At 52.3% G+C, this 16,252-nt stretch carries 16 protein-coding genes; 5 read left to right on the top strand and 11 right to left on the bottom strand.

Annotated features, from left to right (window positions below; translation table 11 throughout):
* The first annotated feature begins 54 nt into the window (after positions 1 to 54).
* Positions 55 to 2,391: a M1 family metallopeptidase gene (locus H5P27_RS12540; protein ID WP_185660742.1), complete on the top strand. Its 2,337-nt coding sequence runs from the start codon at positions 55 to 57 to the stop codon at positions 2,389 to 2,391.
* Here H5P27_RS12540 and pelA read toward each other — a convergent pair.
* The 3 genes from pelA to H5P27_RS12525 form a co-directional block, all read right to left on the bottom strand.
* Positions 2,388 to 3,524 (bottom strand): pectate lyase, encoded by a 1,137-nt coding sequence (gene pelA / locus H5P27_RS12535; protein ID WP_185660741.1) that lies wholly within the window; start codon positions 3,522 to 3,524, stop codon positions 2,388 to 2,390. The genes H5P27_RS12540 and pelA overlap by 4 nt on opposite strands.
* A 19-nt stretch (positions 3,525 to 3,543) precedes the next feature.
* Positions 3,544 to 3,960, bottom strand: coding sequence for a Fe-S cluster assembly sulfur transfer protein SufU (gene sufU / locus H5P27_RS12530; RefSeq protein WP_185660740.1), 417 nt, complete (start codon positions 3,958 to 3,960; stop codon positions 3,544 to 3,546).
* 67 nt (positions 3,961 to 4,027) lie between these two features.
* Positions 4,028 to 5,287, bottom strand: a complete 1,260-nt coding sequence (locus H5P27_RS12525; protein ID WP_185660739.1) for a cysteine desulfurase — start codon at positions 5,285 to 5,287, stop codon at positions 4,028 to 4,030.
* A gap of 187 nt (positions 5,288 to 5,474) precedes the next feature.
* Between H5P27_RS12525 and H5P27_RS12520 the strand changes: the two genes are divergently transcribed.
* The 3 genes from H5P27_RS12520 (at position 5,475) to H5P27_RS12510 (ending at position 8,463) form a co-directional block, all read left to right on the top strand.
* Positions 5,475 to 6,674, top strand: coding sequence for a DEAD/DEAH box helicase (locus H5P27_RS12520; RefSeq protein WP_221774702.1), 1,200 nt, complete (start codon positions 5,475 to 5,477; stop codon positions 6,672 to 6,674).
* 158 nt (positions 6,675 to 6,832) lie between these two features.
* Positions 6,833 to 8,278, top strand: coding sequence for an NAD(P)/FAD-dependent oxidoreductase (locus H5P27_RS12515; protein WP_185660738.1), 1,446 nt, complete (start codon positions 6,833 to 6,835; stop codon positions 8,276 to 8,278).
* Between the two features lie 20 nt (positions 8,279 to 8,298).
* A complete protein-coding gene (locus H5P27_RS12510; protein ID WP_185660737.1) occupies positions 8,299 to 8,463 on the top strand; it encodes a hypothetical protein in 165 nt (54 codons plus the stop codon).
* On the opposite strand, the gene H5P27_RS12505 is transcribed toward H5P27_RS12510, so the two are convergent.
* The 8 genes from H5P27_RS12505 to H5P27_RS12470 form a co-directional block, all read right to left on the bottom strand.
* Complete coding sequence (locus H5P27_RS12505) at positions 8,460 to 9,389, bottom strand: hypothetical protein (RefSeq protein ID WP_185660736.1); 930 nt, start codon at positions 9,387 to 9,389, stop codon at positions 8,460 to 8,462. The two genes, H5P27_RS12510 and H5P27_RS12505, sit on opposite strands and share 4 nt — an antisense overlap.
* Positions 9,390 to 9,523: 134 nt before the next feature.
* The gene (locus H5P27_RS12500; protein WP_185660735.1) at positions 9,524 to 10,378 is read right to left on the bottom strand and encodes an urease accessory protein UreD; all 855 of its coding nucleotides are present in this window, start codon (positions 10,376 to 10,378) and stop codon (positions 9,524 to 9,526) included.
* Positions 10,379 to 10,396: 18 nt separating this feature from the next.
* Positions 10,397 to 11,005, bottom strand: coding sequence for an urease accessory protein UreG (gene ureG / locus H5P27_RS12495; protein ID WP_185660734.1), 609 nt, complete (start codon positions 11,003 to 11,005; stop codon positions 10,397 to 10,399).
* A 35-nt stretch (positions 11,006 to 11,040) separates the two neighbouring features.
* The gene (locus H5P27_RS12490; RefSeq protein WP_185660733.1) at positions 11,041 to 11,706 is read right to left on the bottom strand and encodes an urease accessory protein UreF; all 666 of its coding nucleotides are present in this window, start codon (positions 11,704 to 11,706) and stop codon (positions 11,041 to 11,043) included.
* A 35-nt stretch (positions 11,707 to 11,741) separates the two neighbouring features.
* Positions 11,742 to 12,173, bottom strand: a complete 432-nt coding sequence (locus H5P27_RS12485; protein ID WP_185660732.1) for an urease accessory protein UreE — start codon at positions 12,171 to 12,173, stop codon at positions 11,742 to 11,744.
* A complete protein-coding gene (gene ureC, locus H5P27_RS12480; RefSeq protein ID WP_185660731.1) occupies positions 12,173 to 13,906 on the bottom strand; it encodes an urease subunit alpha in 1,734 nt (577 codons plus the stop codon). Before ureC ends, H5P27_RS12485 begins: the two co-directional genes overlap by 1 nt.
* A gap of 55 nt (positions 13,907 to 13,961) precedes the next feature.
* The gene (locus H5P27_RS12475; protein WP_185660730.1) at positions 13,962 to 14,270 is read right to left on the bottom strand and encodes an urease subunit beta; all 309 of its coding nucleotides are present in this window, start codon (positions 14,268 to 14,270) and stop codon (positions 13,962 to 13,964) included.
* Positions 14,267 to 14,569 carry an urease subunit gamma gene (locus H5P27_RS12470; protein ID WP_185660729.1) on the bottom strand — a complete coding sequence of 101 codons (303 nt, stop codon included), beginning with the start codon at positions 14,567 to 14,569 and terminating at the stop codon, positions 14,267 to 14,269. The genes H5P27_RS12475 and H5P27_RS12470 overlap by 4 nt, the downstream gene beginning before the upstream one ends.
* A 329-nt stretch (positions 14,570 to 14,898) precedes the next feature.
* Between H5P27_RS12470 and urtA the strand changes: the two genes are divergently transcribed.
* On the top strand, positions 14,899 to 16,149 hold the full coding sequence (gene urtA, locus H5P27_RS12465) for an urea ABC transporter substrate-binding protein (RefSeq protein WP_185660728.1): 1,251 nt from the start codon (positions 14,899 to 14,901) through the stop codon (positions 16,147 to 16,149).
* Positions 16,150 to 16,252: the final 103 nt, after the last annotated feature.

Raw genomic sequence — 16,252 nt, 5'->3', positions numbered from 1 at the left:
GGTTTGGTGGTTTGGCGGCTTGCCTCGCTCGGGCGGGATTCCTTTTCTCGCCCCATGCGAATCAAACATTGTGTAATAGCTCTCGGCTTTTGCGGATTATCTCTGTCTGCATCCGCCGGGGAGAAGTTTGAGCAGTTGACTGGCGTTTTGCCTTCACCGAGCGAGGCTCGTTTAGCCTCCGGGGCTCCAGGGCCAGCCTACTGGCAGCAAGAGGCAAATTACGTGATCGAGGTCGAGTTGGACGAAACGGAGGCCATGATTCTAGGATCTGAGACGATCGAATACGTGAATCACTCTCCGCACTCGTTGAGCTATCTCTGGATCCAGTTGGACCAGAACATGTTTTCGAATCACTCCAAGGGAACTCGGAGCGACCAAGGTCCGAATTTTTCGGCTAAGTCCGGAGAACCCGCCAGTATCCGCGATTCGAGTTTCCGAACCTTCCTCTACAAGCGGGATTTCGAGGGAGGTGTACGCTTGGGTAAGGTCGCCGACAAGGACGGCACCGATTTGCCGTACACCATCGTGGAAACGAACATGAGGATCGATTTGCCGGAGTCTTTGGCTAGCGGCGACTCGATCGTTCTGAACATCGATTGGGAGTACCCGATAGTCGACGAAGCTAATGCCCGCCGAACGGGGCGGATGGAATTGGATGGGGGCGACTACGTGTACCAAATCGCTCAATGGTATCCGAGAATGTGCGCCTATTACGACGAGGTAGGCTGGCAAACCAAACCTTACCTCGCCTCCGGGGAATTTGCGCTCGAGTTTGGCAAGTTTGAAGTATCGATCACGGTGCCGGAAGATTTCGTGGTGGCCGCGACGGGTGAGCTGCAGAATCCAGAGGAAGTATTGAGCAAGAAGGAGCGTAAGCGCTTGGAGAAAGCGATGGATAGCCAGGCTCCGGTCCTGATCGTGACTGAGGAAGAGGCGGCCAAGAAGCTTGGGAGTCCAGCCAAAGGAAAAGCGACCTGGAAATTCGCTGCCGAGAGCGTACGCGATTTTGCCTTTGCTGCGTCTCGTGGCTATATTTGGGATGCAAAGGGTGTTGAAATTGGCGAAGGCAAGGCTCTCGCCATGAGTGCCTTTCCCAAGGAAGCTGAAGCCGTTTGGGGCCGTTATTCGACGGAGGCTGTAGCGCTGACCTTGGACGTGTATTCAGATCTTGTCTACGAGTATCCTTATCCGGTGGCTTGGTCCACTTGGGGTCCTGTGGGTGGCATGGAGTATCCCATGATTTCTTTCCAATCCAGTTGGGAAATCGAAGAAGATGGAACCTATACGGAGGATGTTCGAAATTATGTGATCTCGGTAATTGTGCACGAGGTTGGCCATATCTGGTTCCCGATGATCGTGAACAGCGATGAACGCCAATGGATGTGGCAAGACGAGGGCTTCAATACTTTCGTGGAAGACATTGCCACCACCCAGTTCGACGAACGACTCAAGGACTCTTACCGCAACTCGGTGAAGCGGGTCGTGGAGCGGATGGCGAAGAAGGATGATCCGATCATCATGATCTCAGCGGACAGTCTTACGAGCCGAGGCTACCAAGCATACAGCAAACCGGCTCTTGGTTTAACCTTGCTGCGAGAGTCGATCCTTGGACGGGATCTGTTTGATTTCGCTTTTCAGGAATATGCTCGCCGTTGGGCTTTCAAACGACCCACGCCGGCCGACTTTTTTAGGACCATGGAGGATGCTAGCGGCGTTGATCTCGATTGGTTTTGGAGGGCTTGGTTTTATACCAACGATCATGTCGATCTCGCGGTGGAATCGGTCGAGTCTTTTGTCTTGGACAATGGTGATCCGGAAACAAGCAAGGCATGGGATCGCAAAGAACGTTATGAAGATCCGGATACGCCGATGATTGCCCGCTTGGAAGGACAGGCTGACTACGCCTCGTTCGATGAGCAATTGCAGGATTGGTACTACTCCTATGACGAGTTCGCGGTGACGGATAAAGAGCGGGAAGACTACCAAAAGTCGCAGGATGACCTCGAGGATTGGCAAAAAGAAGTACGACAGTTCGAGGGCAATATATATGTAGCAAAAATCAAAAACCTAGGCGGCGTCCCTATGCCGGTCGAGTTGGAGGTTGATTTCGAGGATGGCTCGGTAGAACGTATCGATGCTCCTGCTGAAATCTGGCGACATGGTGACGAGGTAGTGCGTGTACCTTTTGTATCTGAAAAGGCGGTGGTTTCGGTTTTGCTAGATCCAGAAAACGCCTATGCGGATGCAGATCTTTCGAATAATGTATTTCCAAGAAAAATACACGAAGCTCGTTTTAAGCTGAAGTCACGAGACAAGTCGGATAACCCTATGCAGGACGCACTCTCTTCAGAAAAAGATGCTGAAGGCGACGATCCTGTCTCAGAAGACTAGTTGCCGCCTTTTTTGCTTTCGAGGGATTGCCTCCATTTTGGGTAATCCCTTTTTAGTAGTTTAATGGGATCAGTCACATACCACGCGTATCCAGTTCTTCGTTCATGAGGTATGTCAGTGTAGGTGGCAACTCGCTCGCCTTTGCGGTTAGCGAAAAGCGGGCTATTGTCGCTTAAATCATAGAAGCGAGCCCAGATTGGCGGTGCTGACTCGTCCTTGACTACAACCGGGTCGTAGTGGGCGGTGTGATACTTGTAGCGAATCGGCTCGATTGGCTTCCTTTCGATTCGGATGCCGGAGAGGGCGGAATCTTCGAACCAAGCGACTGCGTTTTCGATTGCCGCGACTATCTCTGGCGAAGGAGAATCCGTCTCCATCAGGTATTTGAGCACTGGGATGCTTTCCCAGGAGACAAGACTCGGCAATTCGAAGGAACGAGCTCCGGTAGGCTGCAATGTGTTTGCGTCGTATTGGCCTGCCCATACTGTTGGCTTTCCATCTACTTCGACCTGGAGCTTTAGGATCAGCTGAGTGCCTTTTTCCACCGACACAGAAGCGCGTTCTGCGATTTCTTCCGATACCCATTCGAAAGGGGCTTCTTGGCGAGACACCTTACGCAAGGTCGTGAGCGTGCCTGACATAACTTCATCCATGAATGTGATATGACCGAGATAACGCTCGGTGCGTGGGGGTGAATGGGTAAACCCTCCGCTTTCTAACTGGGATGCGAAAAGGAATGAGAGTCCTCGCTCTGCACCTTGTTTGTAACGAAGGTCGCCGAGTAAAGAGTAAGCGGCAGCCAAATACTCGATTTGCGGGTAGGTGTTCCGGTTGTCGAGGGATGTATCCAAATTTCCCTTTTTACCCAGCAGTTGAGATTTCTCATCCTCGGTCAGGATGCGGAGTGGATCCGTGTTTTGGGTCCAGCCACCATTTTCTCGCTGATAGAGAAGGATGTTATCTGCGATTTCCCGGCATTGTTCTATTGAGTAACGAGCGTAGCTCGCGTCGTCGTTTTGGTTTTGCCAGTGCTTTATCGAGTCGCCGAAACGTTCGAGTGAGATGCTTTGCCCGTCGACGCTTTGTAGGCTTAAGACGAGCAGTAGGCAGCTAAGGGGCAGGGGTAATCTCATGGGGGTAACTGAGGCTAGGCTATTCTTCTTTTTTGATTTCTAAAAACGTTTCCCAAGGGAGAGTGGCGCAGCGAATTCGGCTTGGGAATGCTTGTACGCCTGAGAGCGATTCCAATTCTCCACCGAGGTCGAGTTGCTTGGATCTGTCTTTGAACTTGGATACGAAATCCTCGGCGAAGGATTTGTGATCGGTGGGGTCCAGCTCGGATAGCTTTTCCGTCATCATCGACGCGGAAGCTAGGCAGATAGAGCATGCCTGAGCGGTAAAGGCGACGCGACTTTGCTCATCCCTGTCCTGATAGACGGTAATCTCGTCTCCGCAAAGAGGGTTTCTCTTCGTGGCGGAGTGGCTGTGTTCTATTTCGTAGTTGTTAAGCGGATTCTTGCTATGTTTTAGCAAGGTTTGCTTGTACAGATTTTGGAGGTCTGGATTCAAAGGAGGCAAAGCTCTGGAGAAAGGGAGGTTCCTTTCCCAGTTGTTGTAATCAAATTCTTCGTGGCCTCTACATGAATAGTAGGGCGGTCTTCTTCAGTGCAGCGACGAGAGCGTCGACGTCATCTGGCGTATTGTAGAGCGAGAATGAAGCTCGAGCTGTCGCTGGCACTCCGAGACGTTTCAGCAAAGGTTCGCAACAGTGGTGACCAGATCGGATCGCTACGCCTTCGGTATCGAGCACCGTTCCTATGTCGTGAGGATGAGCGTCGCCCATCGTGAAGGAAATTGCTCCGGAGCGATGTTTGGGAGATCCAATGATTTTCAAGCCGTCGATCTCTGAAAGTTTCGCTTCTGCGTATTCGATAAGTTCAGACTCGTATTTTTCTATTTCTTGCAAGCCGACAGAGGATAAGTAATCGATGGCTGCCCCGAGGCATATAGCTCCTTCGATGTGTGGTGTGCCGGCTTCGAAGCGAGAAGGTGGTTCCTTGTAGGTGGTGCCTTCGAAAGATACGTGAGATATCATATCGCCACCGCCTTGATACGGTCGCATTGTATCCAACAGTTCGCGACGTCCATACAAGGCCCCAATCCCTGTGGGTCCGTATATCTTGTGTCCAGAGAAAGCGAGGAAGTCGCATCCCAATTCCTGTACGTCGATGGGGATGTGCTGAATCGCCTGCGCGGCGTCGAGAAGCGTGGGGATACCGCGTTGTTTGGCTTTGGCCAGAAGCGGCTTCACGTCATTGACGGTTCCAATGGCATTGGAGACGTAGACGATTGAGAAGAATTTTGTTTTCTCGTTCAGGAGCTCGTCGATGTTTTCTAAATCAAGTTCGCAATCGTCGGTAACGGGAATGACGCGTAGAATCGCTCCTGTTCTTTCGCACAAAAGCTGCCAAGGAACGATGTTGGCGTGGTGTTCCATGGATGAGATGAGGATCTCGTCGCCCGCCTGAAGCTTGGGTTCCACAAAAGAGTAAGCGGCGAGGTTTACCGCTTCGGTAGCGCCCCGGGTGAACACGATTTCAGAATCGTCGGCCGCGTTTAGGAATTTTGCTATCTTTCCTCTCGCGGCTTCATAGGCGCCTGTGGCCTCGGTAGAGAGAAGATGCACGCCGCGGTGGATATTCGAGTTTTCCGCGGAATAATAGCGAGTGATGGCGTCGATGACGCACTGTGGCTTTTGAGTCGACGCTGCGTTGTCGAGGTAGACCAGTGGCTTGCCGTGCACGGTGCGCTGCAGGATTGGGAAGTCGGCACGGACGGAAGCGAGGGCTTCGGGAATAGCGGGCGGTTGTGGCTGTGTGGCTTCGCTCTGATTCATGACTAGGACCCTAAATGAACGAATGAGAGCGTGATGGAAAGAATGAATGAGGCTTGGGCGTGCCAGTACGGCTTTTTCCCTATTTTACAGATTTCAGGTATTTACCCCCGGGAATTAGCAAAATTCAGACTGGAACTCGAATGACTCGGAACTTGCTTATGGGGAGAAGGATCCGCATATACGCGGGATGCCATTTTCAGGACTCGGCTTATCAGACCCCATTAACAAAGCGCTCAGCGATCTCGGATTCGAGAAGCCTACCCCCATTCAAGAGCAAGCGATACCCCTTGTATTGCAAGGCAAGGACTTGATTGGGTCCGCCCAGACCGGAACTGGAAAGACCGCTGCGTTCGGGCTTCCTATCCTACAGCGCATCCAACCTGGAAAGCCATTTCAGTGTCTGATTCTCGAACCAACTCGCGAACTTGCGGCTCAAGTCGAAGAAGCTCTGAAGGTGTTCGCCAAGAACTTAGGCATCAAGATTGGCTTGATCTATGGCGGCGTGAAGTACGGTGGGCAGATGAAAATGATCGAGGATGGAGCCGAGATTTTAGTGGCGACTCCTGGCCGATTGCTTGACCATTTGAGCCAAGGTAACTTGTCGCTCAAAGAGATGGATTACCTCGTACTCGACGAGGTAGACCGGATGCTCGACATGGGCTTTTTGCCTGACGTGAAGCGCATTGTGGAAAAGTACTGTTCCGCAGATCGCCAGACCCTGCTTTTCACGGCGACGATGCCAGCAGCTATCAAGACTCTAACGGGTTGGGTGTTAAAGGATCCTGCCATCGTGGAGATCGGCCAAAATCGCTCGGCTGCTGAGACCGTTAGCCACGCGTTTTATCCGGTTGTGGAGCGTCAGAAGTACAAGCTGCTGCTAGAGCTGCTGGAGCGGACTCACTATGAGAGCGTGCTTATCTTTACGCGTACCAAGTTCAATGCGGACATGATCACGCGTCGCTTGGAGCGTTTAGAACACAAAGTCGTGGCATTGCACTCAGACCGTTCCCAATCCGAACGTACCGCCGCTCTGAAAGGTTTTAAGGACGGCAAGTACGAAGTGCTGGTCGCAACCGATATCGCCGCTCGCGGATTGGATATCGCTGGAGTAACGCACGTCATAAATTACGATGTGCCGCTTCACGCGGAAGACTACGTGCACCGTATTGGACGTACGGGACGCGCCTCTCGCGAAGGAGATGCTTTCACGCTTTTGACGGAAGACGAAGTTAAAAACGCCGCCGCGATCGAGCACTTCATCGGGAAGAAGATCGAGCGCAAGAAGCTTGAGGGCTTCAACTACATGTACTCGGCCCTCTTCAACGCTCAGGAAAAGACGGCTGCGGCCGGTCCGAGATCCCGTCTATTTGGCCGTTCAGGTCGATAGGTCGGTAGCGGAACTCCGAATTCTGCTTCCCGTCTAGGGAAGCATGCTTCTCCTGTTCGTGGAGGATAGGCTGACGCGAAGCTGCCTTCCTAGTCCCATTTCTGGGAAAAATGCTCCCTCCTGTTGTCAAATGACGACTTTGGGGCAATATATTAGATATGTCTAAAATACTCGTTTTAGGAGGGGGAGTATCGGGCCACACGGCGGCCACGTTTCTCCGGAAGTGGTTGGGGCATGAACATGAAGTCACGGTTGTTACGCCCAATCGGCAATGGAACTGGATACCCTCGAATATTTGGGTGGGCGTGGGGAAAATGAAGAAGAAGCAGGTTCTCTTCGACTTGGAGCCGATTTACCGAAAGGCGGGTATCGTCTACAAGCAGGCTCTCGCTCGAGTGATCCACCCAGAGGGGAACTCTCGAGTGACGATTGAGTATACGAGTGAGGGCAAAGCGGGGGAAAGGGAGGATGTCGCTTATGACTTTCTCATCAACGCGACTGGGCCGAAGCTTAATTTCGAGGCAACGCCAGGATTGGGCCCCCATGGTGGGCATACGGTATCTGTTTGCACGGCGGACCACGCCACGGAGGCGGCTGAGCGACTTTCATCCACGATTGCAGAGCTCAAGCAGGGGGCTCGCAAAACGATCGTGGTGGGTACTGGGCACGGGCTTTGCACCTGTCAGGGTGCGGCTTTCGAGTATTTGTTCAATGTCGACCACGAGTTGCGGCAGGCAGGTGTTCGCGATCGAGTCGAGTTGGTCTGGCTCAGCAACGAGTCCTTCTTGGGCGACTTTGGGATGGGTGGCATGCACCTGAAGCAAAACGGTTTTGTAGTGAGCGGTTCGATCTTTGCGGAGTCGTTGTTTACCGAACGGAATATTCGCTGGATATTGGGCGCCCATGTGACGGAAGTTCAGGAAAAACTGGTGAAGTACGAGTTGCTTGACGGTTCTTCCGAAGAGCTAAGCTTCGATCTGGCAATGCTGTTGCCTCCCTTCAAAGGCGTTGGTCTCAAGGCCGAAGATGCTGCGGGGGAAGACATCACGGATCGATTGTTTATGCCCAATGGGCTGATGAAGGTGGATGCCGACTATGCTGCGAAACCCTTCGAGGATTGGAGTCCAGACGATTGGCCGCGTACCCTGCAAAATCCTGAGTTTGCCAATATTTTCGCGGTCGGGATCGCCTTCGCGCCGCCTCACACGATCTCCAAGCCTTTGTTCAGCAAAAGCGGAACGCAGATCACCCCAACTCCTCCCAGAACGGGAATGCCTTCGGCGATGATGGGAAAAGCGGTAGCGCAGAGCATCAGGGACATGATCGAAAATGGGGATACCGAAGCGACTCATACCGCGAGCATGGCTGAGATGGGCGCGGCGTGTGTGGCATCTGCGGGGAACGGTTTTTTCAACGGCACCGCTGTTTCGATGACCGTTTTCCCAATCGTGCCAGACTTCAAGCGTTACCCCGGGGGAGGGCGAGATCTTCGCTACACGAGCGGGGAGATCGGTTTGGCAGGGCATTGGATAAAAGTCTTTCTACATTACGCCTTTATCTGGAAGGCGAAATTGAAACCGTTTTGGCGCGTGATACCGGAGTGAATACGAGGAGATTATTGCTTATGAAAAAACATCTCGAACATGTTAAGCCGTACACCCCCGAAGCCCTCGCCATGGTACCTCTGGGGCGTGTCAAGTTTTTGCGAACCTTCTTGCCCTGGCAGATTTTGCGCTTCCTCGCCATAAACCTGAAGATGACGCGGCTTATCTTACGGTCGCACCGCTAAGGCGAGCTTTCCAGGGTGTAGGCGTTTCCGCTTGGCGTTATGGCTATGCGTAGCGGTGTGTCTTGCTGCCTCGGAGGAGTGGTGGGGAATTGCTCGAATTCCACGATGATTACTTGGCTTTCGTCCATTTGTACGACTTTGGCCGAGGTCACGTCATAGCGGTTGTGCTTGCCGCTCCTGGCCAACTCGATCTGGGCGATGGAGATCGCTTCTGAGCTAGACAAGCCGTCTGACAAGTCGATCGCCCCCAGTGCATTGGAAATTTTTTGGTAGTCAGTATTGGAAACGCCTCCGTACCCGTTGGTTTGGCTATGAATGATCGCCCTGCCGATTGGATAGAGTAGTTGGTCGAGCGAAAGCTCGCTATCAGCAGATTTTACGGCTCGGATCTTCAAAAGCTGTCCGTTTATGCCGGCCAAAAGAAGTTTACCCGACTTAGGGCCTGAAGTCTCCTGGTAGGAGAAATCGGCTTCCAGAAAGGGCGAGGCGATCAGGAGCTCGCTACGTTCCGGTGTTATATCCAGCTGGCTGTAGACGCGTCGTCTTTCCGCGACGTGCAGATCATTTATCGCCTCCAAAAAGCTCTCTATGACGACGGGAGAATCGATGCCGGCGGGGATGATACTGGCCTGCAGATCGTAGACGAAAATATCAACCCTCGCTTCTTCGTTGTGGTAACTGATGGCGATGCCGAGGCCGGGCTTTCGTTTTTCCAGTTCTACAACCGGACTGCGATTCAAGCTTCCCAATGCTCCCGGAAAATAGATGCCCGTTTTCGTGTCGAAGTAAGGAGCCGGAGTCAGATCGAAGTTTCGGGTAGGCTTAGGGGTGGGAATGTGGCTACACGATGTGCCGAATGCAGCTGCGAAGGCAAGGTACAGCCATGCCTTCAGGAATCGGCTATAGCTGCTCTGGGAGGAATTCACGAATGAGGAGGAAAGTGGAAAGAGGGAGATTGGGAAGCGTTTCTGACCAGAAAGAGAAAAGCTGGCGAAGAAATTGTTCAACGGATTGCTCTCTTTCGGCTGTCAATGAAAGCCGGAGGCAGCCCAAGTAGCTTCTACCGTCTTAACGAGGCAGGCGATCTGCCGATTTCTCGGTAGAAGGAATCCCGCACGGATTTAAGAACGGATCGGGCCGCGATAGGGTCAGCGGCCAGAATCTTAACGCACCAAGTCGACTTTTGGGCTAAGGAGCTCGATCCGATGCGAACCTTGTCCTGTTGGAGCTCGCGTATCTCGCTCCAAAGACTGCTAGAAGAGTCTAATTTTGGGGATGCCAAGAGGATTGAGATATAGAAGGGATGTTTTCCACCCAGTTCGTTATCCCAGGCTGCCGACGTTCCGAGTTCTGGGCTGATGCAGTGTTTTTCCAGCAGTGCCAGTTTGTTCTGATAGCGGAAGGCGAGGCGGTTGCTGAATTGTCGGAAGGCAAATGATTCCTGATGGGCAATTCTTCCTGGGGCGATGGCTTCGATAAAGAAAAGCTCGCCTCCTTCTTCGACGTCGATGGAGCTTCGTTGGGTGAACGTGCTCTCCCCCTGCAGGATGAGCCACTCGGGATTGTTTTCCAGAAAAGCATCGCGGGATACTCGAAAGGATTGATTCCAATTCGCTTCGCTGCCGGCATCCATTTTGTGGATGCGCAGAGATGACGGGTTTGATAGCGTGAGTGATGCTCCCGGCCCGACGGAAACTTCCAGTTCAACCTTGTCTCCGCCCAACATGCCAGCAGTGGGACACATGAGATTGAGAAGCAGGCTGTTCTCATCCCAATAGGGTTTGCTGATGTGTATCGGAGATTTGAATTCCTTCTTAGCAAGATAGCTCACGCCAGCGTTGTTCCGCTCGCATCTCAAACGAAGATGCCCGGAAACGCTTTGGCGAGAAGGGACAGGCTGCGAGGCAGGTTTCAAAGGAGGAGGTAGTTGCGGTTAAAAGAGGTATTCCTTTTTCAACCATGCGATCACGTCATCCAGACCTTTGTGGGATTTGAGATCACAGAATAGAAATGGTCGGTCGCCCCGCATCTTTTTGCTATCTCGATCCATGACATCCAGATCTGCCCCCACGTAGGGAGCAATGTCGATTTTATTGATGATCATCAAGTCGGAGTACTGAATGGCGGGACCGCCTTTGCGGGGGATCTTGTCCCCTTCAGCCACATCGATGACGTAGATGAAAGCGTCTACCAGCTCGGGCGAAAAGGTGGCTGATAGATTGTCTCCTCCTGACTCGATCAGTACCGCCTGCGTGTCGGGATGGCGTTCTAGCAACTCATCTATGGCTGCCATGTTCATGCTAGTATCGTCACGAATGGCAGTGTGGGGACAGCCTCCTGTTTCAACCCCCATGACGCGGTCTGCCTCGAGTGCCTCGTTGCGAACCAGAAACTCCGCGTCTTCTCTCGTGTAGATGTCATTGGTGATGGCGACCAAGCTGTATTCTTTTCGCAATGCTTCGCAGAGGCGGAGGAGCAGCATTGTTTTTCCGGAACCTACTGGGCCTCCGATTCCGATGCGTACGGGACGAGATGTATTCATTGTTTTGTGATTAGGGTAGGTTCGAGGTTCTAACCTCAGGAGATAAATAACCTTGAATAAGCTTTTTCGTGCCTCTGTGAGGCGATATCAAGATAGGGAAGGAATGCTCCTGCAAACTCCCGGTCAATACCGAGAGAATGTTCGATAATCGGTTCCAGGCGTTCAAGAGCGTTTGTCAGGGCGGTTTGAGCCCCTTCTTGCCCGATACGTATCAGCTTGAGGGAAGCGGCGCACGGTGCTGCCATGGCTTGGTAGGCCCATGCTGCGAGTGCTGCGGGAAGGGGCGTATTCAGATCCACATTCTCGGTAGCGAAAATGATAAGGTGTTGTGGAACGATTCGCTTCTCACGCTTTAGTTTCGCAAGTTCTTCGAAACGGGGCGAGGGACGAAGCTTGGAGATAAGTCGGAGGCGTTGTTGCCCTTGAGAAAGACTAGCCTGGCGAAGTTCCTTACTCGGTTTCGAAGCCCCGATCTCTTCGTCCAAATCGCAGATCAGGTCATAGTCCTGACGTTTTGCCGCTTCGTAGGCAAATCTCAGGTACGGCAACTCGAACTCTTGTAAGTTTAGAGCAACTACGGTGTGGAGAAAAGTCTGCAGATCTTCACGATTCGAGATTTCGCCGTCCGCACACAGCTCCTCCATTCCGTAGGAGTGGGCATAGGATCCGATTGGAAAAAGCGGATCCGTAGTCTGCAGCATACTGGGAAGCCAAGACAAGTTCACTTCGCTTCTTTTTAGTGGTGATGATGTCCGCTGGCCACAACGGCTGGCTGAAATACTTGGGTTGCTTCCTCGAAATCGACGTTTGCTCGTTCAAGGAGCTGGCGAACAGCCGGATCGTCCTCTGCTATTACGTATCCCTTTTCGAATGACGCAGGAAAGTGCATATTTCCGACCATCCAACCGTATAAGGCTCCCGTTTCTCCTTCGGAAAAAGGGATTTTGAGAACGGGCTCGGGCTCTTGCTCAATGAGGTAAACAGAATCTTCGGTCTCGTGAAAAGCGGTCCCGTGTTTTAGGGGATGGGGTAGGTCGAATCCAAACTCGGCTCCATCAACTGCGGTGGCGCGAAAACGTCGTTTCGCGAGTTTTCGCCGATCGATTGGAAGTTGTATTAACGTTTTGGATGCAGGTACTCCGTGGAGGTGATTTGTGATAAGCTGCATTAAAAGAGGAAGTAACGCTGGGCCAAGGGTACTTCCTTGGCAGGTTCGCAAGTGAGGATTTCTCCATCCGCCTTTACTTCGTAGGTCTCTGGATCCACCTCAATCTTTGGTGTGAGGTCATTGTGGATCAGGTCTTTCTTGCTGATGCTGCGAGTTCCTTTGGTTGCGACTAGTCGCTTTTTTAGGCCAAGTTTTTCAGCTTCACCGCTTTCTAGGAAGCTTTGGCTGACGTAGGTGACTGAGGTGCTGTATTTCGCTTTCCCGTAGGCTGCGAATTGTTTGCGATAGAAAGTCGGTTGAGGTGTCGGAATCGAAGCGTTGGGATCTCCCATGTTGGCGAGGGCGATGAGGCCTCCTTTCAAGACGAGCTCCGGTTTCACTCCGAAAAAGGCGGGTTTCCAAACAACGATATCTGCCAGTTTCCCAACTTCGATAGAGCCAACTTCGTGTGATACTCCGCAAGCGATAGCGGGGTTGATCGTGTATTTAGCCACGTAGCGGAGGGCTCGGAAATTGTCTGCATCAGGGTGGGTGTCCGACTCCAGCTTCCCGCGTTGCATTTTCATCTTGTGGGCGGTTTGCCAAGTGCGAGAGATGACCTCCCCAACGCGACCCATGGCTTGGGAATCTGAGGACATTATCGAAAAGGCCCCGATGTCGTGAAGGATGTCTTCAGCGGCGATAGTTGAAGGGCGGATACGAGATTCGGCAAATGCTACGTCTTCTGGAATCTTCGAATCTAAGTGGTGGCAAACCATGAGCATGTCCAGGTGCTCATCGATTGTATTCACTGTATAAGGACGAGTTGGATTGGTCGAGGAGGGTAATACGTTTAGCTCTCCGCAAACCTTGATGATGTCTGGAGCATGGCCGCCCCCTGCTCCTTCAGAGTGGAAGGTGTGGATAACTCGGTTTTTGAAGGCGGCGATAGTGTCTTCGACGAAGCCGGACTCATTGAGAGTGTCTGTGTGGATTGCGACCTGCACATCCATTTCGTCAGCCACCGTGAGACAGCTGTCGATAGCGGCGGGAGTGGTGCCCCAGTCTTCGTGAAGTTTTAATCCCATGGCTCCGGCGGCAACCTGTTCGCGTAGGGCCTCGGGATTGGAGGAGTTTCCTTTACCCATGAAGCCCAAGTTCATAGGGTATTCTTCCGCGGCTTCCAGCATGCGATGGATATTCCATGGCCCCGGTGTGCAAGTGGTGGCGTTGGTTCCTGTTGCTGGTCCGGTTCCCCCTCCGGTCATCGAGGTGACTCCGGAAGAAAGGGCTTCGTCGATCTGTTGCGGGCAAATAAAGTGGATATGAGAGTCGAAGCCGCCTGCTGTAATGATGTGACCTTCTCCGGCGATAACCTCGGTGGATGCTCCCACTGTCATGTTATCGCTGATACCATCTTGGATGAGTGGATTGCCAGCGTGACCGATTCCGACGATGCGGCCGTTCTTTACACCGATATCCGCTTTTATGATACCCTGAGTCGCATCGAGGATTGTTGCGTTGGTAATTACAAGGTTGAGAGATTCACCTGCTAATGCTTGGGGTGATTGACCCATGCCGTCACGAATCACCTTACCTCCTCCGAATTTTACTTCGTTTCCGTATCCACCGTTTTCAGCGATTAGGTCGCGTTCGACTTGTATCAAGATTTCGGTGTCGCCGAGGCGCACCTTGTCGCCCACGGTCGGGCCGAACATTTCGGCGTATTGGCGTCGGTCTATTTTGAGTGGCATTTCAGAAAAGGGTTAGGTGGGTTGGAAGGGGTTGCTTCGTTTTGAGCAATTTTGCTCAAAGGGGTCCGTTGACTAGATTGTTCAGGCCGTAAACCTCTCGTTTTCCGGCGAGGGCGACTAGCTCAACTTCCTTAGAGTCACCCGGCTCGAAACGTACGGCGGTACCGGCAGGAATGTTTAGTCGGTATCCTCGAGCCGACTTCCGGTCAAAGGAGAGAGCGGAGTTGACCTCGTAGAAATGGAAGTGGCTTCCAACCTGAATGGGCCTGTCACCCGTGTTGCTGACCGGCAGGGCTTGAGTGGGAAGGCCTGCATTTGCTTCGAGGGGAGCGGAGTCCGCGGGTATTATTTCGCCAGGTTTCATTGGATCGGGTTGTGCACAGTTACTAGTTTCGTTCCATCCGGGAAGGTCGCTTCTACTTGGACTTCGTGAATCATCTCAGCTATCCCGTCCATCACGTCTTCCTTCGTGAGAAGCGTGGCTCCGTAGCTCATCAGCTCAGCCACCGTCTTCCCGTCACGAGCTCCTTCGAAGATTTCGTATGTGATGATGGATACGGCTTCGGGGTAGTTTAGTTTGAGGCCGCGAGCCTGTCGTCTTCGAGCGAGGTCGGCGGCAACGACGACCATGAGCTTCTCTTGTTCTCTAGGGGTTAGGTGCATAGCGGGAGGGTCTAAAAGTGAGGAAATTGGCGGAAGTTCGAGGTTTCTACGTCCTCAGTTTTGCTAGGGCGAGCCCTATCGTTTCTCGAGCAAAATTTGAGCCAAACAAGGCAATGACGACCTTAAGTAAGTCAGTCGAGTGATCATGCTCATTATTAATCATAAACCACCGTAACTATGCAGCAATTTCATGCAATCGCCGGTTTGTACGGCTTTTTTAAAGGTTTGGCCCGACTGCTGCTCAACTAGGTTTCGTATACTCGCTACCCCGCGGGGTAGCGATACTTCTACCTAATATCGATACAACCGAACCTCCAAAAGAATACTAAATGAAGGACGTTAAAAAACTAACTCTTGGCCTGTTTTCTGCGGCTGCAATCTTCTCTTCATCCCTTGTTGCTGAAGAGACCGTAAAGGTGGGCGTGCTCCACTCCCTCAGTGGAACTATGGCTATCAGCGAAACATCGCTCCGAGATATCCTCCTCTTCGCATTCGACGAAATCAACGAAGCTGGCGGTGTGCTTGGTAAGAAGATCGAACCAGTTGTGGTCGATGGCGCTTCTGACTGGCCAACTTTTGCCGAAAAGGCTGAGCAGCTTTTGGCCCAGGATGAGGTCGCTGTCACTTTTGGTTGCTGGACTTCGGTTAGCCGTAAGTTCGTTCTTCCTGTGTATGAAAAGTACAATGGCCTTCTCTTCTACCCAGTTCAGTACGAGGGCGAGGAAATGTCTCCAAACATCTTCTACACGGCTGAAGCGGTTAACCAGCAAGCGATCCCAGCGGTAGACTTCTTGCTGGAAGAAGGCTACGAAAAGTTCTACCTGATCGGCACGGACTACGTTTACCCGCAAACAACTAACTTGGTTCTCTTCGAGTACCTCAAGTCTAAGGGAATCCCAGAAGAGAACATCGGAGGCGGTCTCCGCAAGGAAGGCGACGAAGTCATTTCGGCCGGTAAGTATACTCCATTCAGCCACACGGACTACCAGCAGATCGTAGCGGAGATCAAAAACTTCGCAGCAGGTGGAGACGCAGCCGTGATTAACACCATCAATGGTGACTCCAATGTATCCTTCTTCAAGGAAATCGCTGCTTCCGGTATCACTTCCGACACGACTCCAATCGTTTCTTTCAGCTTGTCTGAGGACGAGTTCCGCAGCCTTCCGACTGACGACTTGGTCGGACACCTCGGTTGCTGGACCTACTTCATGTCTCTCGATACACCAGAGAACGAAAAGTTCGTGGCTGATTTCCAAGCTTGGCTCGAAGACGGAGCTCCAAGTAGCGTGGAAACGGAAAACCGCGTAACTTGTTCCCCAATGGTACTTTCCTACGATGGTGTTTACCTTTGGAAGGCAGCTGTTGAAAAGGCTGGCACCTTCGATGTTGATGCAGTGGTTGAAGCTCTGGAATCAGGTATCTCCTTCGACGGTCCTGGAGGCACTGTTACTACCCAAGAAAACCACCACCTCACGAAGAATGTCTACATCGGTGAAACGCTTGAGGATGGTCAGTTTGATATCCTCGAGTCCTTTGAAGGTGTATACGGCGAGCCGTTCTTGAAGGGCACCTTCGAGTAAGCTGAGACTTTTTCCTCTTTCCAAGTTCGTTCCGGGCCGCTCTAGCGTGCCTGGAGCGAACTTTTTCCTCTCCTCTTGGGTCCCTTGACCGACTCTCCCCATC

Source organism: Pelagicoccus albus, from assembly GCF_014230145.1.
GTDB classification, from domain to species: Bacteria; Verrucomicrobiota; Verrucomicrobiia; order Opitutales; family Opitutaceae; genus Pelagicoccus; species Pelagicoccus albus.
This window is presented reverse-complemented; position numbering and strand designations above follow the sequence as displayed.